The following is a 22375-nucleotide window of genomic DNA, read 5'->3' on the forward strand; positions in this document are numbered from 1 at the left end:
CCATCACCACCGTCTGGCGTGGCAAATGCCGCGGCTCCGCACCCATCGGACCGTACCGGCCTGAAACGTACGCTTTCGGGGCGTCTTGCCGCCAGACCGGTTGATCGTGCGCGCAGGATGCGGATCGTGGCTACGTGCCTGCTGGTGGCGATGGCCGCAATCTATATCGCCACCCGTCAGTTTGAAGACCTGCACCCCGCAGTGGGCTTCATTCGCGCTTTTGCCGAAGCGGCGATGGTGGGCGGACTGGCGGACTGGTTTGCGGTGACCGCGCTGTTCCGCCATCCTCTGGGCCTGCCCATCCCGCACACCGCGATCATCCCGGAAAACAAGGACCGCATTGCCGATACGATGGCATCGTTCCTGCAAAGCAATTTCCTCACCCCGCAGGTCGTCGCGCGGCGGATGGGCGCTGTGAATACGGCCGCGGCGATGGGCGGGTTCCTTGCCGATCCGCGTACCGGCGAAAGCCGTTTGCGCGATGGGGCGGCCGGGCTGATCGCAGACATTCTGGAATCACTCGATCCAGAGGAACTGGGAGGGATCGCCAAAGGGGCGTTCCGGCGTCAGCTGGAAAAAATCGATCTTGCCCCCCTGCTGGGCCAGTTGATCGGCGCGGCGATTGCCGATGGGCGCCACATGGCCGTGATCGAAAGCGTGATCCGCAAGGCTGCGGAAACGATCGAGGCGAACGAGCCACTGATCAAGGCGATGATTCATGAGCGCGCCAATACGATCCTGCGCTGGACCGGGCTGGATGAGAAACTGGCCAATGCCGTGCTGGACGGGATTTACAAGCTGCTGGCCGAGACGCTGGTCGTTACCGATCATCCGCTGCGCCGCAAGATTGAAGAAGGCCTTGAAGCGCTGGCGCACGATCTTGTTCACGATTCGGCGATGCGCGACAAGGTTGAGCACATGAAGCGCGAAGTGCTGGCCAACCCCGCGTTTGCGCGCTGGCTGGACGGTTTGTGGGAGCGTGGACGCGCGCGCCTGCTGCAACTGGTGCGTAACCCGCAAGGGGCGCTGGGCGGACAGTTCGGCGCAAGCCTTTCCGAACTGGGCCTTGCCTTGCAAAGCGATGTGGCCCTGCAACGCGTGGTCAACCGTTTTGCCCGGCGTACCATGGTGGGCGTATCGACCCGCTACGGTGCGCAGATCGTGCGGCTGGTTTCGGAAACGGTAAAGCGGTGGGATGCGCGGACAGTGACAGACCGGATCGAGGGGGCGGTGGGGCGCGACCTGCAATTCATCCGTATCAACGGAACCCTGGTCGGCGGGCTTGTGGGGCTTGCGCTGCATGCTCTGGACATGGCGTTTTGACCATGCGCCTGGAAACCGAACGGCTGGTGCTGAGTGTAGCCGGACGGGGCGACTACATTCTGATGCGCGATCTGATGGCCGATGCCGAAGTGCACCGTTATCTGGGACCGCGGGCTGATGATCCGACCACCGACATGTTCTCGCGCGCGCTCAGGGCTGCCGGATCGTGGCAGCTATACGGCTATGGCATTTTCATGGTCCGCGAAAAGTCCACAGGCGATTTTGTAGGGCAGGCAGGCATGTTTCAAACCATGCGCGGGTTCGGCAAGGGCCTGGACGATGTGCCTGAAGCCGCGTGGATCTTCGCGCGCCCATATTGGGGCAGGGGCTATGCGGTTGAGGCAATGACGGCCGCGATCGACTGGTTTGACGGCGAATTTGCAGGAATTGCAGAGGTGAGATCCCGCATTGCCTGCATGATCGAGCGCGACAATATCGCATCTGCAAGGCTGGCTGAACGGCTGGGTTTTGCCCGATATGATGAACATGCCCTGCCGGACGGGGCGATCGTCGATCTATTCGAACGCTTCAGGCCGGTTTCGGGTTCTCAGGCTTGATCTGATCGAGCAATGCAATTGCCTGTTGCTGAAGGTCATCAATTGCAAAGGGTTTGGTGAGGACGGCGATTCCGGGATCGAACGCATTGTTTTGCAGGGCGACACGGTCGGCATATCCCGTGACGAACAGGACCGGCAGTCCGGGAATGCGTCGTCTTGCTTCGTCGGCGACCTGACGCCCATTCAGTCCGCCGGGCAGGCCGACATCGGTGACCATCAGGTCTATCTCATGATGCTGGTCGAGCATGGCAATGGCGGACGGGCCATCATGTGCTTCTACGCAGTCAAAATCCAGCAGGCCGAAAGCGTCGACCATCATCATCCTGACTGACGGTTCGTCATCGACCACCAGGATTTTCACTCCTTTGCGCGCGTATTGCACCCGATCGACCCGTTCGAACGTGCCACTTTCGGCAGGAGCATCATGCCGGGGAAGATAGATTCGCACCCGTGTCCCGCTGCCGGGCTGTGAGCGGACCCGGACAATGCCGTTGCTTTGGCGGGCAAAGCCATAGACCATCGACAAGCCCAGGCCAGTCCCTCGCCCGATCGGCTTTGTGGTGAAGAACGGTTCGAACACGCGGTCGATATCCTGCGGAGAGATGCCGACGCCGGTATCGCTTACCGTGATGGCCACATAGTCGCCGGGCTGCAGGCTGCGTTCGTGTGCATCGCCTTCGCCCAAGGAAATGTTGAGCGCATCGATCGTGAGCAATCCGCCCTCGGGCATTGCGTCACGCGCATTGATACAGAGATTGAGGAGGGCACTTTCAAGCTGGTTGGCATCGACGAGGGTTGGCCACAAGCCATTATCGCAGCACGTTGTGACGGAAATTTCTGGGCCGACGGTGCGCTGCACCAGTTCAAGAAAATCGGCCAGGAGGGAATCGATGGCGGTTGGCCGTGGCGAGAGTGTCTGGCGCCGCGAGAAAGAAAGCAGGCGATGAGTCAGGGATGCGGCGCGGCGGGCGGCACCAAGCCCTGCGGCAACATAGCGCCCGACATCTGAGAAACGTCCCTGATCGATCCGTCGCGCGATCATTTCGAAGGATCCAGTGATGCCAGCCAGCAAATTGTTGAAATCGTGGGCAAGGCCCCCGGTCAACTGGCCAACGGCCTCCATCTTCTGGGCCTGTCGCAGTGCTGCTTCTGCCTGTTCGCGCTGCAAGAGCGCATCGGCGACGCGCTGTTCGAGCGTCTCATTGAGCTGATGCAGCGCCACTTCGGCGCGTACCTTGTCCGTCACATCCTTGAACAGTACGGCGACAAGACGCTTCTCGAACGAACCAAGCCTGAACGACGACACTTCAAGATGGCGTCCTGTGGCAACGAGTTCATTGCGAAAGCGGATCGGCTCGCCACTTTGCAGGACCTTGCCGTAAAAGGCGATCCAGTCATCCGCTTCGTCGGGCACCATATCGCGCAGGCGCTGGCCCACGACATGCGGTATCCCGGTATGCCGTTCGTAGGCGTCATTCGCGATGACATGCAGGTAATCGCTCAACGGCCCGTGCGGGCCATCGAGAAACTCGATGACGCAAAAGCCGTCGTCCATGTTTTCAAAAAGGAGACGGTAAATTTCGCTGTCGGCCAGTGCCGGGTGAAGCTTTGAAGGGGCTATGGGCGCGTCAGGACTCATGGGCAAGAGTCTTTGATGCGCAAGAGGTGTGCGCAAAGCAGGCAGGCAGAATCAGGGCAGCCTCGACTCATCTTACGTGAAAAGCGGTTTGCCGCAAAAGGTTCCCGGCAAAAATTCATCGCAAACTGACGAAGGAAGGGGCCGGAAGATTTCCCTTCCGACCCCTTTTCCTGTTCGTCGTACTTGGCGCGGAACTTAGAAGTCCATACCGCCCATGCCGCCCATTCCGCCACCCATCGGCGGCATTGCGGGCTTGTCTTCAGGACGTTCGCTGATGGCAGCTTCCGTCGTGATGAGCAGGCCGGAGACCGATGCTGCATCCTGAAGCGCAGTACGGACGACCTTGGTAGGATCGATCACGCCGGCAGCCTTCAGGTTTTCGTAAACGTCGGTCGAGGCGTTGAAGCCCTGGTTTTCGTCGTTTTCGCGCAGCAGGTTGCCAGCGACAACCGCACCGTCATGGCCGGCGTTCGTGGCGATCTGGCGCAGCGGGGCCTGGATCGCGCGACGCACGATGTCGATGCCCTTGGTCTGATCGTCGTTCGCGCCCTTGAGACCTTCGAGAGCCTTGGTTGCGTAAAGGAGGGCCGTACCGCCACCGGGGACGATGCCTTCTTCGACCGCAGCGCGGGTCGCGTGGAGAGCGTCGTCGACGCGGTCCTTGCGTTCCTTCACTTCGACTTCGGTAGCACCGCCGACCTTGATCACGGCAACGCCGCCAGCAAGCTTGGCAAGGCGTTCCTGAAGCTTTTCACGGTCGTAGTCCGAAGTGGTCACTTCGATCTGCGCACGGATCTGCTCGACGCGGCCCTTGATCTCGTCAGCCGAACCGGCACCATCGACGATCGTGGTGTTGTCCTTGTCGATCGTGACCTTCTTGGCCTGACCGAGCATGCCGAGAGTGACGGTTTCGAGCTTGATGCCGAGGTCTTCGGAAATCATCTCGCCCGCGGTCAGCGTAGCGATATCGCCCAGCATCGCCTTACGGCGATCGCCAAAGCCCGGTGCCTTGACGGCAGCGATCTTGAGGCCGCCACGCAGCTTGTTGACGACGAGGGTAGCCAGCGCTTCGCCTTCGATGTCTTCGGCGATGATCAGCAGCGGACGGCCCGACTGCACAACCGCTTCGAGGATCGGCAGCATCGCCTGGAGCGAGGACAGCTTCTTCTCATGAATCAGGATGTACGGGTTTTCCAGCTCGACCGTCATCTTTTCCGGGTTGGTGATGAAGTAGGGCGAGAGGTAACCGCGATCGAACTGCATGCCTTCGACGACATCGAGTTCGAATTCGAGGCCCTTGGCCTCTTCAACGGTGATGACGCCTTCCTTGCCGACCTTTTCCATCGCTTCGGCAATCTTGTTGCCGACTTCGGCATCGCCATTGGCCGAGATGATGCCGACCTGTGCGATTTCCGAAGAACCGGTAACCGGGGTCGAACGCGCCTTGAGGTTTTCGACGACCTTGAGGACGGCGATATCGATGCCGCGCTTCAGGTCCATCGGGTTCATGCCGGCGGCGACCGAGGTCATGCCTTCGCGAACGATGGCCTGCGCGAGAACGGTGGCGGTGGTGGTGCCGTCACCAGCTGCGTCGTTGGCCTTCGACGCCACTTCGCGCAGCATCTGGGCGCCCATGTTCTCGAACTTGTCCTTGAGTTCGATTTCCTTGGCGACGGTGACGCCGTCCTTGGTGATGCGGGGTGCGCCGAAGCTCTTGTCGATCACCACGTTGCGGCCCTTGGGACCGAGCGTGACCTTTACGGCGTCAGCGAGAATGTCGACGCCGCGCAGAATGCGTTCGCGGGCGTCACGGCCGAACTTTACGTCCTTGGCTGCCATGTTGATTTCCTTTGAAGATTTGAATGGGTCAGGCGGAAAGTCTGGATGATCAGCCGATCACGCCGAGGACATCCGATTCCTTCATGATCAGCAGGTCTTCGCCGCCAACCTTGACTTCGGTGCCGGACCACTTGCCGAACAGGACGCGGTCACCGACCTTGACGTCCATCGGGGTGATCGTGCCGTTTTCAGCACGGGCACCGGTGCCAACGGCAACGATTTCGCCTTCAGCGGGCTTTTCCTTAGCGCTGTCGGGAATGATGATCCCGCCAGCGGTCTTTTCCTCGGCTTCGACGCGGCGTACCAGCACGCGATCGTGCAACGGACGGAATGACATGGGTTGCTCCCTCTTCCATGTTAAAAATGGGGCTTGGCACTCTCAGGCCGAGAGTGCCAGCGGGCGGGATATGGGCGTGGTGCCATGGGCCGTCAATGGGGGTGCACGAGAATCTTTTCACGCCGATGAACAATTCGGCAAGGCGCACTTTTCAAGCGGGGAGCAGTCCCAGACCGGCCCTGCGGCTCCAGCGCCAGTGCAGCAGACCCGCGACGAAAACCAGTCCGACCAGCAGCCCGATCCATACGCCAAGCCCGCCGATGGAGGTGTTGAGGCCAAGCACGAGGGCAGTCCCGACGCCGGGCACCCAGTAGCCGAAGATGGCGATCAGCATCGGCACCCGCGTATCCTGCAGCCCGCGCAGCATGCTGGCACCCACGGCCTGTGCCCCGTCGAACAGCTGGAAAGCGGCGGCCACGACCATGTATTGCAGGGCGAGAGTGACCATGCGCGCATTTTCCGGCGCGGCAGGATCGATGTAGAGGTGCAGCAACTGGTAGGGGAACGCCAGCATGAACGCGGCCGATATCGCCATGAAGCCGATGCCGAGTTGGGTAGCCACCTTTCCTGCCAGCGCAATCGCAGCATTGTCGCGCGCACCGAAAGCGAGTCCGACGCGGATCGTGGCGGCCTGGCCCACGCCGAACGGCACCTGAAACGCGATTGCAGCAAATTGCAGCGCCACGGTGTGGGCGGCGAGTTCAACCTCGCCGATGCGACCCATCACGAAGGCCGCACCGTTGAACATGCCGGCCTCGGCGATAATCGTGCCGCAGATCGGCAGGCCGATGCGCAGCACATCGGAAAAGCGCTTCCATTCGGGCTTCCACCAGCGCCCCAGCAGGCGATACCGGTGGAGGCGGCGGTCGAAGCGGATGACCAGCGCAAAGGCGAGAAGCATGGCCGTGCTGGTGATCACGCTCGAAATGGCCGAACCCTGGAGGCCGAGTTCGGGCGCACCAAGATTGCCGAACACGAACATCCAGTTGCCGAGCGAATTGACCGCTACGGCCATGCCGGTGATTGCGGTGCCGATGCCCGGACGGCCAAGCGTGGCGACGACCGTACGCAACAGCGCGGACATCACTGCCGGAATCGCCGCAAGGCTGAGCACGGCAAGGAAGGGCACAGCGCGGGCTATCACACCGGGATCCTGCCCGGTGAGCCGCATCAGGGGACCACCCATCAGGCAGATTCCCATAGCCACGAATGCCGCCAGCAGCCCGGCCCATCCTGCCATGCGAACGGTGCGCCGCACTTCGCGCACGGCGTGGGCACGACTTCCGAGTTCGGCGGCAATTAACGGGGATGCCGCACCGACCAGCCCCGTCATCGACCACATCAGCAGGCCGAACAGCGATACCGAGAGTGACGAGGCGGCCAGCGCCTCAGGCCCCAAGCGCGCGACGAACACCACATCGACTGCAAACACCGCCATCTGCAGCAGATTTGCACCAACCAGCGGTGCGGCGAGGCGGAGCATCGCGCGCAGTTCATCGGTATAACGCAAGGGCGGCTTTTCAAACATCGGAAGGGGCCATAGGGTGCTGGCGCGCGCGAGGAAAGCAGAGTTGCCGCAAATGCGACCATTCCGCCTTTCCGCAGGCCTGCACCATCACAAAACATGTCCACCGGGCGCAACAGGTTGACCGCCGGGCCAAGCGGTGACAGCGTTCGGCGATGGAAGGGATGCCCGAACCGGCTTCGCGCTCACGCTCGAAACGAGCGACGCGCCATGGCCCGAACCTGTCTCGGCTGGCGGTGCGCGCCGCTACGCTGCTGCTCTTGCTGGCGGCGGTGCAAGCCCTTGCAAGCCTGCTGTTTTACAACGCCATCGACAAGGAAACGCTGCGTGAAGATCACGCGCGCCGGGTTGCCGAGTTGCTGGTGGTGAGTCAACGCATGCACGACGTGGCCCCGGAAGCGCTTGCCCGGACCATGTCGACCAGTCACCTTGAGGTTGCGCTGGCTGATGCGCCACAGGTCGCGGCTGGCCCGCAGGACGAAGCCGTTGATGAAATCCGTCGGCACATCCTGCGATGGGAGCCATCGCTGGGCGCGCAGGCGCTGGTTCTGGGGATCGAGCCTTCACGCCGCGGCTATCGCGACCTGATCGGCGCCATGCGTCTTGCTGACGGGCGCTGGCTCAACTTCCGCTCGCGCGATATCAGTTCGGGGTGACCGATCGCCCTGCGCGCCACCGTGCTGACGCTGGTGACCGCCGCGCTGGGCCTTGGCCTTGCATTGTGGTCGCTACGGATCATGACGCGGCCCTTGCGTGAATTGACCGATGCGGCCGATGCGATCGGGCAGGGACAGATCGTGCCGGTGCAGGAACGCGGGCCTGACGATTTGCGCAGTCTTGCGCGTTCGATGAATGCCATGCAGGCGCGCATCGCCGCGATGCTGGAGGAACAGGCCCGGTCTTTCGAGGCGATCAGCCACGATCTGCGCACACCATTGTCGCGCGTAACCATCGCGGCGGACCTGATCGACGATGCCGAGATCGCGGGACTCGTGCGCGACAGCACCATGGAAATGGAAGCGATGCTCATGTCGCTCCAGCAATACCTGCGTGCGCAGCACCTTGCCGCCGAGCCGGAGACGGTCGACCTGGGGCTTGCGGTTGGCGATCTGCTGGGCGGTGTCTTTCCGGGGCAGGCCAGGCTGACGGTTGCGCCCGATGCCATTGTTCAGACCTATCGGGAGCCGCTGCTGCTGGTCGTGCGGGCGCTGGTAGAAAATGCCATTCACTATGCGGGGTTGGCCGATGTCGATGTCGTGCCGGACGCGGAAGGGTGCTGGACAATCACCGTCGAGGACACCGGTCCCGGTATTCCCGAAGACCAGTTCGAACGGATACTGGCACCATTCTATCGCATCGACGAAGCGCGGGCGCGTGATACGGCGGGATTTGGTCTGGGCATCCCGACCGCGCACCGGCTGTTGCAGCGGTTCGGTGGCGCGCTGTCGTTTGCCCGCGCTGAAAGCGGGGGTTTGCGGGTGACGGTATCCGTACCGATAGCGCCAGCGGCGGCATGATCAGGCGTCATGCCGCGGTGGCCGTGGCCAGTGCCTTGCGTCGGCGGGGCGGAACGTCGTTGCTGGTCGCGCGCAATTCGTGCAGCCGCGCCTCGGCCTTTTTCAGGGCATCGGCCACTTTCTCGTCAGCCACTGCGGAAATGCACTCGTAATCCTCGATGATGCTGCGCACCGCCTGCGTGGTGCGCTTGTAGGCGCTTTGATAGGCATCGCAGTTAAGGCCACGGTGGAGGGCGACTGCCGCCGCGCCGATGAAGCTGAACATCGGCACAAGCGCGGAATCGGCCGGCAGGTCAGCCAGCGAGAATGATCCGGCCGCCACCGGAAAGACGATGCTGATGATTTGCAGTGGCCAGCTGCCGATGCGGACCATGATCAGCCAGCGGCGCAGGCTGCGGTCCTCATGTTCGAGCTGTTCGACCCTGCTTGCGGCAAATTGGCGATAGCGTTCGATATCGGCTGGCACTGGTTCCCCCCTCTGGTTTCCCAAGCGGGACAATGTCGCAGCATGTACGTGCCGACAAACGAAAAAGGCGGAGCCGAAGCCCCGCCTTTCCCATCCGCGAATGCTTCAAGACACCCGCGAAACTTGTAAAGAAGATTACTGGATTTCGCCAGATTACTTGATTTCGACGGTGCCGCCGGCTTCTTCGATCTTCTTCTTGATGTCTTCGGCTTCAGCCTTCGACACGCCTTCCTTGACAGCCTTGGGAGCCGCTTCGACAAGCGCCTTGGCTTCGGTCAGGCCGAGCTGCGTGATCGCGCGGACTTCCTTGATGACCTGGATCTTCTTGCCACCGTCGCCGGTGAGGATCACGTCAAATTCGGTCTTTTCTTCAGCAGCTTCAGCGGGAGCTGCAGCAGGACCGGCAACGGCAACGGCAGCAGCGGCGGAAACGCCCCATGCTTCTTCGAGAGCCTTGGCAAGGTCAGCGGCTTCAAGAACGGTCAGCTTCGACAGTTCGGCAACGAGATTGGCGATGTCAGCCATGATATATCACTCCTGATTTGTTGGTGTCCGACGGCGTGGCCGTCGGCGGGAAATCGAACAGTCTTATGCGGCTTCCTTGGCGTAGGCGCCGAAGACGCGGGCCAGCTTGGCTGCCGGAGCAGTCGTGAGCTGGGCGATCTTCGTGGCCGGAGCTTGGATGAGGCCGATGAGCGTGCCGCGCAGTTCATCGAGGCTGGGCATGGAGGCGAGCGCCTTGACCCCGGCTTCGTTGAGAACCTGCGAACCCATTGCACCACCGACGATTTCGATCTTGTCGGTGGTCTTGGCGAACTCGACCACTGCCTTGGCGGCAGCAACCGGATCGACGGACGCCGCGATTGCGGTAGGCCCGGTGAAGAAATCACCCAGACCTTCGTAATCGGTGCCCGCGACGGCAAGCTTGGCAAGACTGTTCTTCGCAACCTTGTAGGTGGCACCCGCTTCACGGATCTTGTTGCGCAGGACGGTGGACTGGGCCACCGTCATGCCGAGATTGCGGGTGATGACCACCGCGCCGGCCTCGGAAAAGACGCCGTTAAGGAATGCGACCGATTCGGCTTTCTGCGAACGATCCATGCCTAACTCCTTCACAAATGACCGGGCAGGTTGCCCTGCACGGTCGGCTACGTTTGTCGGTGCTCCGAAAAGAGCACCGGCGAGTCCGTTGACAAGGGAAGGAGATGCGCCCGGAAACGAAAGTCCGTTAGCGCAAACGACACCACGGTCCATATCAGGAGCGAAGGGTCAGAAACTCTTTTCCCCGCCTAGGTTGGACATTAAGTGCAGGCAGTTCCCGCACGCCAACTGTCTCGGACGGATGAGCGGCAAGGCCATAAGGCCCACCGGTCGGGCGGGCCTTTCGGAGATTCGCGGCGCGAAGTCAAGCATTACCGGGCATCGGCGCCTTCTGCATCATATCCGAGCACGTCGCCGGGCTGGCAATCGAGTTCGCGACAGATCGCCTCAAGGGTAGAGAAGCGTATGGCCTTGGCCTTGCCGGTCTTGAGAATGGACACATTGGCGAGCGTGAGATCGATCCGCTCGGCCAGTTCGGTCAGCGTCATGCGGCGGGCGTGCAGCAGATCATCGAGCTTGACGACGATTCTGGACTGGGTTTCGGGCGGCATCACACGGTCCCTTCCAGGTCTTCGCGCATTTTCGCGCCAGTCTTGAACACGCGGGCAAGGATGAACAGGACGAGAGCGAGCAGCAGGCCGTTGGCCGAGCCGTCGACAGTGACTTGCATGTCGCCCGACTTCTCCATCGCGTTCTCGATCCATGATGCGTTGGCAGCGATCGGTATGGAGACAAGTTGCATGGCGAGCGCCAGCCATGCCATCGCCCTGAGGCGACCTGCGTTGTCGGGAATGAATGGATCACCCTGTTCAACGGTAAGCACGATGGCGCGCAGGTTTTCGGCGAAGCGGTAGGACAGCATCAGCAGCCCGGCGATCAGCGGCAACAGCAGCAGAATGGCCCAGAAGGCTTGTGCGGGGGCACCGTTTTCAAGCAGCTTGGCGGTGACCAGGCCGTTCATGACGATGATCGCGACGGTGCCGATGCCCAGCGAGATGATGCCAATGACGAAAACGATCATGGTGAACGTCAACAGCGCCTTGGCAATGCCGAGCAGCGGGTCTGTACGGAAATTGGACATGGCTGATCTTCCTTTCAGGCCGCGAGCGGGAGCGCATAGGAGGCTGCAACCGAACCTTGTGCAGAGGCGAGCGGACCGCGCGCCGCATCGACCACAGGCTGCCACACCGTTGCGGCCAGCAGCAGCGGCACAATCGCCACGGCAGTTCGATGGAAGGGGCGGGTCATTGATCGTTCTCCGATATGGGATATATTGAAATTCAATAATCTCGATTCGCCTTATCGTCAATCAATAATATCGAAAAACGATATGTGGCGGGTTGCCGACGATGTGTTCCTGCGCACATCATGCAAGTTTCGATTGACGAAGCATGGCGGTTGCTAATCTCCTCCTCCTGTCGGTTGACCGCTTTGGGAGGGGTGAGCACGTGGGGTGTTTCAAAAGCGCATTGGCGGGACTGGCCGTGGCCTGCCTGTCTGCCGGGCCTGCGCAGGCCCAGTCGGTCACCGCCGATGGCCCTGTTTCCGCAGATCGGGCGATGATCGATCTGTTGAAAGATCGCCTGCGCAAACTTCCATCTGCGCTGGATCGCCGCTTTGTTGAAGTGCCCGTCAGCGATGTGTTTTTCCCTGTCGATGCCTTGCCAGACCAGGCAGCCGAGCTGCGCAAGATGGGTTATGCGTCGATCAGGGATCACCCGCGTCTGGTGGCCAGGATTGAAGAAGGTTTCCTCAAGCAGATTCCAGACGATTATGACGATCTGCCCCGTGAAGAGACCGATCACCTGCGGGTCCTCTATCTGCGGACGTGCAGCCTTCGTGGCTTGATGGATGAAGCTGAGAACCAGTTCAGCGGCGATGCCGTGGCCTATGGCGATATCAAGGCATGGCAGATTGAACAGGCAAACTTTGAATTGGCGCTCGAAGCCGCCTTCAAGGCGCCTTTGGCCGAAGAGGATCAGGTAATGCTGGCGGGGGAGAGCAACAGATATCTTGACGGTGGTGTCGCTGATGAAGACCTGCGTAAAATCAATCGCGCCATCGTACGCGCGCTGACCGAGGAAGAGGCGACAGAGGATGGTGAATTGCCTGTCCTGATCCTGCGCGGTCCTTGTATCGATGATTTCGAGCAGGAAACTACGGCGTTTCCTGGGGTGTCCACACCATTGCTGCCGCCGCCTCCACCGCCTCCACCGCCTCCGCCGCCGGCTTACGCCCCACAAAAGTACTTTGCGGTCGCATGGCCGGCCGGCGCATCGCAAGTGCTTGTCGGGCGCGGCATGGAAGGCCTGCTGTGCAGCCGACGCAACCTTGCATGGGAAAGCACGGCTTGCGGTTTCAAGCCTGCGGGAAACAAGGCCGCGCTGGCGCTGAGGAGGCACGGGCGCCATGTCTATGTAGCCAAGATCGGATCGCAATGGGCGAAGGGGCAGTTTGATGTAAACAGCGCGGTGCTGTTCGAACTGCCGTTGACTCCGGGAGAATCGCCGCCCGTCGTGACATTGACTCCAGCCCCCTGAAAAGCCGAGGCACCCGATGGAAAACTTCAATGCATTCGTCGAGCGGATAGGATCGGTATGGGCGCTGGTCCTTGCGGGGGGCGCATTTGCGCCGGTGCTTGCAGCGCTGTCGGGCTTTGCCCCTACGTCTGAAAGCTATGCCGCCGTCAACATAGCGATGATCTGTGCACTGCTGGTGCTGGTCGTGCTGTGCAACGTGTGGGTGTTCGGTCAGCGGCTGAAAGCGCGCACCGCTCGCATGGTATTTGCCGCCCTGACTGTGGTCAGTCTGGTCCTTCTGGGCTTTTACACCATCGATCTGATGCAGTTCCAGATCGTTCACGGCGATCAGGCAATCATCGGTGGCTGTGGTTGGACCGACGAAGCGATCGCCATCGCAAATGACATGAAGCGGTCGGCGGCCGATCAGTGTCCGGGAGATGTGGAGTGGCTGCTGGAGCAAGCGGCCCTGCCAAAAGAGATATGGAAGCGGGCGGCGTTGCAGGCAAATGAAGTCCGGCTCCTGGCGTTATGGGCGGGCCTGACGCTGGCGTGGTCGGCCCTGGTCGCATTCTTCGCCCTGGCATTTCTCAAGCCCGCGCGCGCGGGCTTGAGTTTGACAGTTCGGCTTTTGACAACGCGAGGCATCGCCTCTATAGACACCCAACGCCCTCGCTTCGAGCAAGGCTTTCCCATGCGCAGGGGACGGCCACGGAAGGAAGCGATCGGGCAATTCATCTGACGCGAAAGGCTGCGGGCCATGGCTTCCGTTTTCGGAAAATCATGCGCTGGGCGGCCTTTTATCGTTTGATGGTGCCACTCGCTGCGCGTGGCAGATTTCCGCCGGTTTCCGGCCCGGTTGTTCCGGCAATTACTTGAAAGAGGCTCGTAACCTTCATGGCTACAAAAGCTCCCAGCCGTCCTGGTGTGAAGAAGCGCATCCGCAAGATCTTCGGCGACATCCACGAAGTCGTGCAGATGCCGAACCTGATCGAGGTTCAGCGCGAATCATACGAGCAGTTCCTGCGGTCAGACCCGGCGACGGGCTATGTGTCGGGACTGGAAAAGACGCTGCGCTCGGTTTTTCCGATCCAGGATTTCGCCGGCACCGCCAGCCTCGATATCAAGGAGCGTGATGGGTACGTCCTCGAAGCGCCAAAGTATGACGTGAACGAATGCCGTCAGCGCGGCATCACGTATGCCGCGCCGATGAAGGTCACGCTCAAGCTCGCCACGTTCGAAGTGGACGCCGAGACCGAGACGAAGAGCCTCATCGATATCAAGGAGCAGGACGTCTACATGGGCGATATCCCGCTCATGACCGAGAACGGCACCTTCTTCATCAACGGCACCGAACGCGTGATCGTTTCGCAGATGCACCGTTCGCCGGGCGTTCTGTTCGACCATGATCGCGGCAAGACGCACTCTTCGGGCAAGTATCTGTTTGCCGCCCGCGTGATTCCTTACCGCGGTTCGTGGCTCGATTTCGAGTTCGACGCCAAGGACATCGTCAACGTCCGCATCGACCGCAAGCGCAAGCTGCCGGTCACCGCGCTGCTCCACGCGCTGGGCCTTGCCGACGACCAGATCCTCGACTTCTTCTACGAAACCGTCACCTGGACCCGCGCTGAATCGGGCTGGAAGGTTCCGTTCGTGCTCGAACAATGGCGCGGCACCAAGCCGACCTTCGACATCGTCGACGGAAAGTCGGGCGAGATCATCTTCCCCGCCGGGCAGAAGATTTCTCCGCGCGCCGCCAACAAGGCGTTCAAGGACGGTCTTGAAGAACTGCTGATCCCGACCGAGGAAATCTTCGGCCGTTATGCCGCCAAGGACCTGATTGACGAATCGACCGGTCGCATCTGGATCGAAGCAGGCGATGAAGTCGGGCCTGAGAACCTCGAAGTTCTCGACCGCGTCGGTGTCGATCGCCTCGAACTGCTCGATATCGATCACATCACCACGGGTCCATGGATCCGCAATACGCTCAAGGCCGACAAATCACCCGATCGCGATCACGCGCTGGCCGACATCTATCGCGTGATGCGCCCCGGCGAACCGCCGACGCGCGAGACCGCCGAAGCACTGTTCGACGGCCTGTTCTTCGATCCTGACCGTTACGACCTTTCGGCCGTGGGTCGCGTGAAGCTGAACATGCGCCTGAGCCTCGATTGCGAGGATACGGTTACCACCCTGCGCACCGACGATATTCTCGCCGTGGTCAAGGAACTGGTCAGCCTGAAGGACGGCAAGGGCGAAGTCGATGACATCGACAACCTCGGCAACCGCCGTGTGCGTTCGGTGGGCGAACTGCTGGAAAACCAGTACCGTGTCGGCCTGCTGCGCATGGAGCGCGCGGTCAAGGAGCGCATGTCTTCGGTTGACGTCTCCACCGTCATGCCGAACGACCTGATCAACGCCAAGCCTGCGGTTGCTGCCGTTCGTGAATTCTTCGGCTCCTCGCAGCTGTCGCAGTTCATGGACCAGACCAACCCGCTGTCCGAAGTGACGCACAAGCGTCGCGTGTCGGCGTTGGGGCCTGGCGGTCTCACGCGTGAACGCGCAGGCTTCGAAGTACGCGACGTTCACCCCACGCATTATGGCCGCATCTGCCCGATTGAAACGCCGGAAGGCCCGAACATCGGCCTGATCAACTCGCTTTCGACTTTCGCCCGCGTCAATAAGTACGGCTTCATCGAAACGCCGTACCGCAAGGTGATCGACGGCAAGGTGACCAAGGACGTGGTCTATCTGTCCGCCATGGAAGAGCAGAAGCACACGGTTGCACAGGCTTCGGCTGAAACCAACACGGACGGCTCGTTCGTCGAGGAACTCGTCTCGGCGCGTCAGAACGGCGAATTCGTGATGGCGCCGCGCGATACGGTCACGCTGATGGACGTTTCGCCAAAGCAGCTCGTCTCGGTCGCTGCATCGCTCATTCCGTTCCTGGAAAACGATGACGCCAACCGCGCGCTCATGGGTTCGAACATGCAGCGCCAGGCCGTGCCATTGATCAAAGCGGATGCACCGTTCGTCGGCACCGGCATGGAAGAAACGGTTGCGCGCGATTCGGGCGCAGCGATTTCGGCGCTGCGCTCCGGCATTGTCGACCAGGTTGACGCCACGCGTATCGTTATCCGCGCTTCGGGCGATATCGAACCCGGCCAATCGGGCGTCGATATCTATCGCCTGCAGAAGTTCGAACGCTCGAACCAGTCGACCTGCATCAACCAGCGTCCGCTGGTGAAGGTGGGTGATCTGATCGAGAAGGGCGACATCATCGCCGACGGTCCCTCGACCGAGTTCGGCGAACTGGCGCTGGGCCGCAACGTGCTCGTCGCGTTCATGCCGTGGAATGGCTACAACTACGAAGACTCGATCCTGATCAGCGAACGCATCGTCAAGGAAGACGTCTTCACCTCGATCCACATCGAGGAGTTCGAAGTCATGGCCCGCGATACCAAGCTTGGGCCTGAAGACATCACCCGCGACATTCCGAACGTCGGCGAGGAAGCCCTGCGCAACCTCGACGAAGCGGGCATCGTCTATATCGGCGCGGAAGTTCACCCCGGTGACATCCTCGTCGGCAAGATCACCCCCAAGGGTGAATCGCCGATGACGCCGGAAGAAAAGCTGCTGCGCGCGATCTTCGGTGAAAAGGCCTCGGACGTTCGCGATACCTCGCTGCGCCTGCCGCCGGGCGTTGCAGGCACGATCGTCGATGTGCGCGTGTTCAACCGCCACGGCATCGAGATCGACGACCGTACCCGCGCGATCCAGAACGAGGAAATCGAACGCCTCGCCAAGGACCGCGAGGACGAGCGCGCGATTCTCAACCGCGCCACCTTCAACCGCCTCAACGAAATGCTGCTTGGCCAGACGATCGCTGCCGCGCCCAAGGGCATCAAGAAGGGCATCGAGATCGACGAGCAGGTGCTGGCCGATGTCGAGCGCTTCGAATGGTGGAAGTTCGCCGTTGCCGACGACGCGCGCCAGAGCCAGCTTGAAGCGGTCAAGGCGCAGTACGACGCGGCGGTCAAGGCGATCCAGGAGAAGTTCGAGGATCGCAAGGAAAAGCTTGAGCGTGGTGACGAACTCGCTCCGGGCGTGTTGAAGATGGTCAAGGTCTTCGTGGCGGTGAAGCGCAAGCTGCAGCCGGGCGACAAGATGGCCGGCCGCCACGGCAACAAGGGCATCATCAGCCGCATCCTGCCGCAGGAAGACATGCCGTTCCTCGAAGACGGTACGCCGGTCGATTTCGTGCTCAACCCGCTGGGTGTGCCTTCGCGCATGAATGTGGGGCAGATCTTCGAAACGCACCTTGGCTGGGCCGCGCGCGGTCTGGGCAAGCGTATCGGCGATGCGCTGGATGCGTGGCGCGAAGCCAACCCGAACCCCGAAGCAGGGCAACCGCCCGAAGCGGTGCGTGAACTGCTCACGGAAATCTACGGCAGCAACTATACCGCCGAGATTGCCGCGCGCAGTGACGACCAGATAATCGACTTCGCCCAGTCGGTCCGTCTCGGCGTACCGATGGGTTCGCCGGTGTTCGACGGCGCGGTGGAAAAGGACGTGACCGACATGCTGCGTCTGGCCGGGCTGGATGAATCGGGTCAGGTCACGCTGTTCGACGGTCGCACCGGGGAATCGTTCGATCGCAAGGTTACCGTGGGCATGAAGTACGTGCTCAAGCTGCACCACCTTGTGGACGACAAGATCCACGCACGTTCGATCGGGCCGTACTCCCTCGTCACGCAGCAGCCGCTGGGTGGCAAGGCGCAGTTCGGTGGCCAGCGCTTCGGGGAAATGGAAGTCTGGGCGCTTCAGGCCTATGGCGCGGCTTACACGCTGCAGGAAATGCTGACGGTGAAGTCGGACGATGTCGTCGGACGTACCAAGGTCTACGAAGCCATCGTCAAGGGCGACGACACCTTCGAGGCCGGCATTCCCGAAAGCTTCAACGTGCTCGTCAAGGAAATGCGCTCGCTCGGCCTTAACGTCGAATTGTCTTCGCTGGATAACACCGACGACGACGATTTCGCGCAGGCTGCGGAATGAGGGTGAGGGGCGGCGGTTCATCCGTCGCCCGTTCCTTCGATCAAAAATTCACGTCCAGCGCCTCTCAATGGGGCAAGGGAACGGCACAAAATGAACGAACTTTCCAAATTCACGAACCAGATTGCGAAGCCCGAAACCTTCGACCAGATCCAGATCGGTCTGGCGTCGCCTGAGCGCATTCGCAGCTGGTCCTTCGGCGAAATCAAGAAGCCGGAAACCATCAATTACCGCACGTTCAAGCCTGAGCGTGACGGGTTGTTCTGCGCCCGCATCTTCGGTCCGGTAAAGGACTACGAGTGCCTGTGCGGCAAGTACAAGCGCATGAAGTACAAGGGCGTCGTCTGCGAAAAGTGCGGCGTCGAAGTGACTGTGACCAAGGTGCGCCGCGAGCGCATGGGCCACATCGAACTGGCCGCGCCCGTCGCGCACATCTGGTTCCTCAAGTCGCTGCCTTCGCGCATCGGCCTGCTGCTCGACATGCAGCTCAAGATCCTTGAGCGCATCCTGTATTTCGAAAGCTACGTGGTCACCGAGCCGGGCCTGACCCCGCTCGAAAAGTACCAGACGCTGACGGAAGACGAACTGCTCGACGCGCAGGACGAGTACGGTGAAGACGCCTTCTCGGCCGGTATCGGCGCAGAAGCGGTCAAGCACATGCTGATGAACCTCGATCTGGTTCAGGAGCGTGACGATCTGATGGAAGAGCTGCGGACCACGAAGTCCGAACTCAAGCCCAAGAAGATCATCAAGCGCCTCAAGGTCGTGGAATCGTTCATCGATTCGGGCAACCGCCCCGAATGGATGATCCTCGATGTCGTGCCGGTCATCCCGCCCGAACTGCGCCCGCTGGTCCCGCTGGACGGTGGCCGCTTCGCCACGTCGGACCTCAACGACCTCTACCGCCGCGTCATCAACCGCAACAACCGCCTGAAGCGCCTGATCGAGCTGCGCGCGCCGGACATCATCGTCCGCAACGAAAAGCGCATGCTGCAGGAAGCCGTTGACGCATTGTTCGACAACGGCCGCCGTGGCCGTGTGATCACGGGCGCCAACAAGCGTCCGCTGAAGTCGCTGTCCGACATGCTCAAGGGCAAGCAGGGCCGCTTCCGCCAGAACCTTCTGGGCAAGCGCGTCGACTATTCGGGCCGTTCGGTCATCGTGACCGGGCCGGAATTGAAGCTGCACCAGTGCGGGTTGCCCAAGAAGATGGCGCTCGAACTGTTCAAGCCGTTCATCTACGCGCGGCTCGATGCCAAGGGTCTTTCGATGACCCTGAAGCAGGCCAAGAAGTGGGTCGAAAAGGAACGCAAGGAAGTCTGGGACATCCTGGACGAAGTGATCCGCGAACACCCGGTCATGCTCAACCGCGCGCCTACGCTGCACCGTCTCGGCATTCAGGCGTTCGAGCCTGTGCTGATCGAAGGCAAGGCGATCCAATTGCACCCGCTCGTCTGCTCGGCCTTCAACGCCGACTTCGACGGCGACCAGATGGCCGTCCACGTGCCGCTTTCGCTGGAAGCCCAGCTTGAAGCGCGCGTGCTGATGATGTCGACCAACAACATCCTGTCGCCCGCGAACGGCAAGCCGATCATCGTGCCTTCGCAGGACATGGTGCTGGGCATCTATTACCTTTCGATGGACCGCGCAGGTGAGCCGGGCGAGGGCATGATGCTGGCCGATATGGCCGAAGTGCATCAGGCGCTGGAAGTGAAGGCGGTAACGCTCCACTCGAAGATCATCGCCCGCGTTCCGCAGACCGATGAGAACGGCAAGCAGTACCTCAAGCGTTTCGAAACGACGCCGGGCCGCATGCTGATCGGCGAATGCCTGCCCAAGAGCCACAAGGTGCCGTTCGACGTCGTCAACCGTCTGCTGACGAAGAAGGACGTCGGCGACGTGATCGACGAAGTGTACCGTCACACCGGCCAGAAGGACACGGTGCTGTTCGCTGACGCGATCATGTCGCTCGGCTTCCGCCACGCGTTCAAGGCCGGCATCTCGTTCGGCAAGGATGACATGATCATCCCGGACAGCAAGGACGCGCTGGTTGCGGAAACCAAGGAACTGGTTGCCGATTACGAGCAGCAGTATCAGGACGGTCTGATCACCCAGCAGGAAAAGTACAACAAGGTGATCGACGCCTGGAGCCGTTGCGGCGATCAGGTGGCGAACGCCATGATGGAAGAGTTGAAGTCGTCGCCGATCGACCCCGAAACGGGCCGTCAGAAGCCGATCAACGCCATCTACATGATGAGCCACTCCGGCGCGCGTGGTTCGCCGGCGCAGATGAAGCAGCTGGCCGGTATGCGCGGTCTGATGGCCAAGCCTTCGGGCGAGATCATCGAAACGCCGATCATCTCGAACTTCAAGGAAGGCCTGACCGTCCTTGAATACTTCAACTCCACCCACGGCGCCCGCAAGGGTCTGGCCGACACCGCGCTCAAGACGGCAAACTCCGGTTACCTGACCCGCCGTCTGGTCGATGTGTCGCAGGATTGCGTCGTGATCGAGGAAGACTGCGGCACCGAACGCGCGCTGGAAATGCGCTCGATCGTGCAGGGCGGCGCGACAATCGCATCGCTGGGCGAACGCATCCTCGGCCGTACGCTGGCTGAAGACCTTGTCGAAGCCAAGACCGGCGACGTCGTGGCGTTCAAGGGCGATCTGCTCGACGAACCGGCGATCACCCGGATCGAAGCCGCTGGCTTCCAGTCGGCGCGCATCCGCTCGCCACTGGTCTGCGAAGCGACGCAGGGCGTTTGCGGCAAGTGCTACGGACGCGATCTGGCGCGTGGTACTCCGGTCAATATCGGTGAAGCTGTCGGCGTCATTGCCGCGCAGTCGATCGGTGAACCGGGTACGCAGCTGACTATGCGTACCTTCCACATCGGTGGTGCGGCGCAGGTCAACGAGCAGTCGCACCTTGAGGCGATCAGCGACGGGACCGTGATCTATCGCGATATCCCGACGATCACTGACAAGCGCAATCGCCGCCTGTCGCTGGCGCGCAACGGTGAAATCGTGTTGATGGATACCGATGGTCGTGAGCGCGCAATCCACCGTGTGCCTTACGGTACGCACCTTATCCATGAGAACGGCGCAACCGTTTCGCAGGGCGATCGTCTGGCCGAGTGGGATCCGTTCACCACGCCGGTTATTACTGAAAAGCCGGGTATTGTGCGTTATCAGGATCTTGTCGATGGCAAGACCCTGACCGAGCAGACCGACGAAGCCACCGGCATGACCAGCCGCGTCATCACCGAAAACCGTTCGATCAACCGCAGCAAGAAGGAGGACCTGCGTCCTCGCCTGACCCTGCTTGATGACGATTCAGGTGAAGCGGCGCGTTATCTTCTGGCCGTGGGCACCACGCTCTCGGTCGAAGATGGCCAGCGCGTTGAAGCGGGTGAAATCCTTGCCCGTGCATCGCGCGAAGCCGCCAAGACCCGCGACATCACGGGTGGTCTGCCGCGCGTTGCCGAACTGTTCGAAGCGCGCAAGCCCAAGGACAATTCGATCATCGCCAAGATTGCCGGGCGCATCGAATTCGTGCGTGACTACAAGGCCAAGCGCAAGATTGCGATCATCCCGGAAGAGGGTGATCCGGTCGAGTATCTGGTGCCGAAGAGCCGCGTGATCGACGTGCAGGAAGGCGACTATGTCAAGAAGGGCGACAACCTGATCTCTGGTTCGCCTGATCCGCATGACATTCTGGAAGTGATGGGCGTTGAGGCCTTGGCCGAATACCTCGTGGCAGAAATCCAGGAAGTCTACCGTCTGCAGGGCGTGAAGATCAACGACAAGCACATCGAGGTGATCGTTCGCCAGATGCTGCAGAAGGTTGAAATCACCAACGGGGGCGACACCACGCTGCTGGCGGGTGAACAGGTCGATCTGGAAGAAATGCTCGAAGTGAACGCCAAGCTTGAGGAAGGCTTCGCGCCTGCCGAAGGCAAGCCGGTGCTTTTGGGTATTACCAAGGCTTCGCTCCAGACGCGTTCGTTCATCTCGGCCGCATCGTTCCAGGAAACCACCCGCGTGCTGACGCAGGCGGCGGTCGAAGGAAAGACGGACTCGCTGATCGGTCTCAAGGAAAACGTGATCGTGGGCCGCCTGATTCCTGCGGGCACGGGTGCAGGCATGAACCGTATGCGCGTTGCCGCAACGTCGCGCGATGCGGCATTGCGCGCTTCGTATCGCAAGCTGCAGGAATCGCTGATTGCGCCGAAGACGGCTGCTGAAGAGCATGCCGCCGAACTGGCGCAAGGCCCGGAAGCAGCGATCGGTGATGATCCACTGGCAGCAGTCGAGGGGGAAACCCACGGCACCGATGCCGATGCGGGCGATTACCTGATCAAGGGTGATGACGAGGCCTGAGCCTTTTCGCCACCACACAAGGCAGATTGAATGGCCCCGCCGGAGTGATCCGGCGGGGCTTTTCGCATGGGGATTCTACGCAAGGGCCGGAAACGGCGAAATTAATCCTGCTGTCAT

At 61.2% G+C, this 22375-nt stretch carries 18 protein-coding genes; 8 read left to right on the top strand and 10 right to left on the bottom strand.

Translation table 11 applies throughout. The features are described from left to right. Positions 1-117 precede the first annotated feature (117 nt). Positions 118-1323 (top strand): DUF445 domain-containing protein, encoded by a 1206-nt coding sequence (locus tag LUA85_RS00245; protein WP_231471716.1) that lies wholly within the window; start codon positions 118-120, stop codon positions 1321-1323. 2 nt (positions 1324-1325) lie between these two features. Further along, positions 1326-1880, top strand: coding sequence for a GNAT family N-acetyltransferase (locus LUA85_RS00250; RefSeq protein ID WP_231466319.1), 555 nt, complete (start codon positions 1326-1328; stop codon positions 1878-1880). On the opposite strand, the gene LUA85_RS00255 is transcribed toward LUA85_RS00250, so the two are convergent. The 4 genes from LUA85_RS00255 to LUA85_RS00270 form a co-directional block, all read right to left on the bottom strand. Beyond that, entirely contained in the window at positions 1852-3435 is a 1584-nt protein-coding gene (locus tag LUA85_RS00255; RefSeq protein WP_231466320.1) for an ATP-binding protein, read from the bottom strand. The two genes, LUA85_RS00250 and LUA85_RS00255, sit on opposite strands and share 29 nt — an antisense overlap. A gap of 279 nt (positions 3436-3714) precedes the next feature. Continuing rightward, positions 3715-5358 (bottom strand): chaperonin GroEL, encoded by a 1644-nt coding sequence (groL, locus tag LUA85_RS00260; RefSeq protein WP_231466321.1) that lies wholly within the window; start codon positions 5356-5358, stop codon positions 3715-3717. A gap of 49 nt (positions 5359-5407) precedes the next feature. Continuing rightward, positions 5408-5695: a co-chaperone GroES gene (gene groES, locus LUA85_RS00265; protein ID WP_231466322.1), complete on the bottom strand. Its 288-nt coding sequence runs from the start codon at positions 5693-5695 to the stop codon at positions 5408-5410. 151 nt (positions 5696-5846) lie between these two features. Continuing rightward, on the bottom strand, positions 5847-7223 hold the full coding sequence (locus tag LUA85_RS00270; RefSeq protein WP_231466323.1) for an MATE family efflux transporter: 1377 nt from the start codon (positions 7221-7223) through the stop codon (positions 5847-5849). Between the two features lie 161 nt (positions 7224-7384). Between LUA85_RS00270 and LUA85_RS00275 the strand changes: the two genes are divergently transcribed. After that, on the top strand, positions 7385-7876 hold the full coding sequence (locus LUA85_RS00275) for a hypothetical protein (protein ID WP_231466324.1): 492 nt from the start codon (positions 7385-7387) through the stop codon (positions 7874-7876). A 21-nt stretch (positions 7877-7897) separates the two neighbouring features. Next, positions 7898-8737, top strand: coding sequence for an ATP-binding protein (locus tag LUA85_RS00280; protein ID WP_231466325.1), 840 nt, complete (start codon positions 7898-7900; stop codon positions 8735-8737). A gap of 7 nt (positions 8738-8744) precedes the next feature. Here LUA85_RS00280 and LUA85_RS00285 read toward each other — a convergent pair whose 3' ends face one another. The 6 genes from LUA85_RS00285 to LUA85_RS00310 form a co-directional block, all read right to left on the bottom strand. After that, positions 8745-9203 carry a hypothetical protein gene (locus LUA85_RS00285; protein WP_231466326.1) on the bottom strand — a complete coding sequence of 153 codons (459 nt, stop codon included), beginning with the start codon at positions 9201-9203 and terminating at the stop codon, positions 8745-8747. 153 nt (positions 9204-9356) lie between these two features. Beyond that, positions 9357-9728: a 50S ribosomal protein L7/L12 gene (gene rplL / locus LUA85_RS00290; RefSeq protein ID WP_231466327.1), complete on the bottom strand. Its 372-nt coding sequence runs from the start codon at positions 9726-9728 to the stop codon at positions 9357-9359. Between the two features lie 63 nt (positions 9729-9791). After that, positions 9792-10304, bottom strand: coding sequence for a 50S ribosomal protein L10 (rplJ, locus tag LUA85_RS00295; protein ID WP_231466328.1), 513 nt, complete (start codon positions 10302-10304; stop codon positions 9792-9794). A gap of 311 nt (positions 10305-10615) precedes the next feature. Next, on the bottom strand, positions 10616-10855 hold the full coding sequence (locus LUA85_RS00300; RefSeq protein ID WP_231466329.1) for a helix-turn-helix transcriptional regulator: 240 nt from the start codon (positions 10853-10855) through the stop codon (positions 10616-10618). Beyond that, positions 10855-11385 (bottom strand): DUF2975 domain-containing protein, encoded by a 531-nt coding sequence (locus tag LUA85_RS00305; RefSeq protein WP_231466330.1) that lies wholly within the window; start codon positions 11383-11385, stop codon positions 10855-10857. The genes LUA85_RS00300 and LUA85_RS00305 overlap by 1 nt, the downstream gene beginning before the upstream one ends. Positions 11386-11399: 14 nt before the next feature. Next, positions 11400-11552, bottom strand: coding sequence for a hypothetical protein (locus LUA85_RS00310; protein WP_231466331.1), 153 nt, complete (start codon positions 11550-11552; stop codon positions 11400-11402). A 200-nt stretch (positions 11553-11752) separates the two neighbouring features. Between LUA85_RS00310 and LUA85_RS00315 the strand changes: the two genes are divergently transcribed. The 4 genes from LUA85_RS00315 to rpoC all read left to right on the top strand — a co-directional run bounded on the left by LUA85_RS00315 (position 11753) and on the right by rpoC (position 22258). Next, positions 11753-12844 (top strand): hypothetical protein, encoded by a 1092-nt coding sequence (locus tag LUA85_RS00315; RefSeq protein ID WP_231466332.1) that lies wholly within the window; start codon positions 11753-11755, stop codon positions 12842-12844. Positions 12845-12938: 94 nt separating this feature from the next. Continuing rightward, positions 12939-13565 carry a hypothetical protein gene (locus LUA85_RS00320; protein ID WP_231466333.1) on the top strand — a complete coding sequence of 209 codons (627 nt, stop codon included), beginning with the start codon at positions 12939-12941 and terminating at the stop codon, positions 13563-13565. Between the two features lie 155 nt (positions 13566-13720). After that, complete coding sequence (rpoB, locus tag LUA85_RS00325) at positions 13721-17881, top strand: DNA-directed RNA polymerase subunit beta (RefSeq protein WP_231466334.1); 4161 nt, start codon at positions 13721-13723, stop codon at positions 17879-17881. 90 nt (positions 17882-17971) lie between these two features. Beyond that, positions 17972-22258, top strand: a complete 4287-nt coding sequence (gene rpoC, locus LUA85_RS00330) for a DNA-directed RNA polymerase subunit beta' (RefSeq protein WP_231466335.1) — start codon at positions 17972-17974, stop codon at positions 22256-22258. Positions 22259-22375 lie beyond the last annotated feature (117 nt).

The sequence above is a fragment of the Novosphingobium sp. CECT 9465 genome (genome assembly GCF_920987055.1).
GTDB lineage: Bacteria > Pseudomonadota > Alphaproteobacteria > Sphingomonadales > Sphingomonadaceae > Novosphingobium.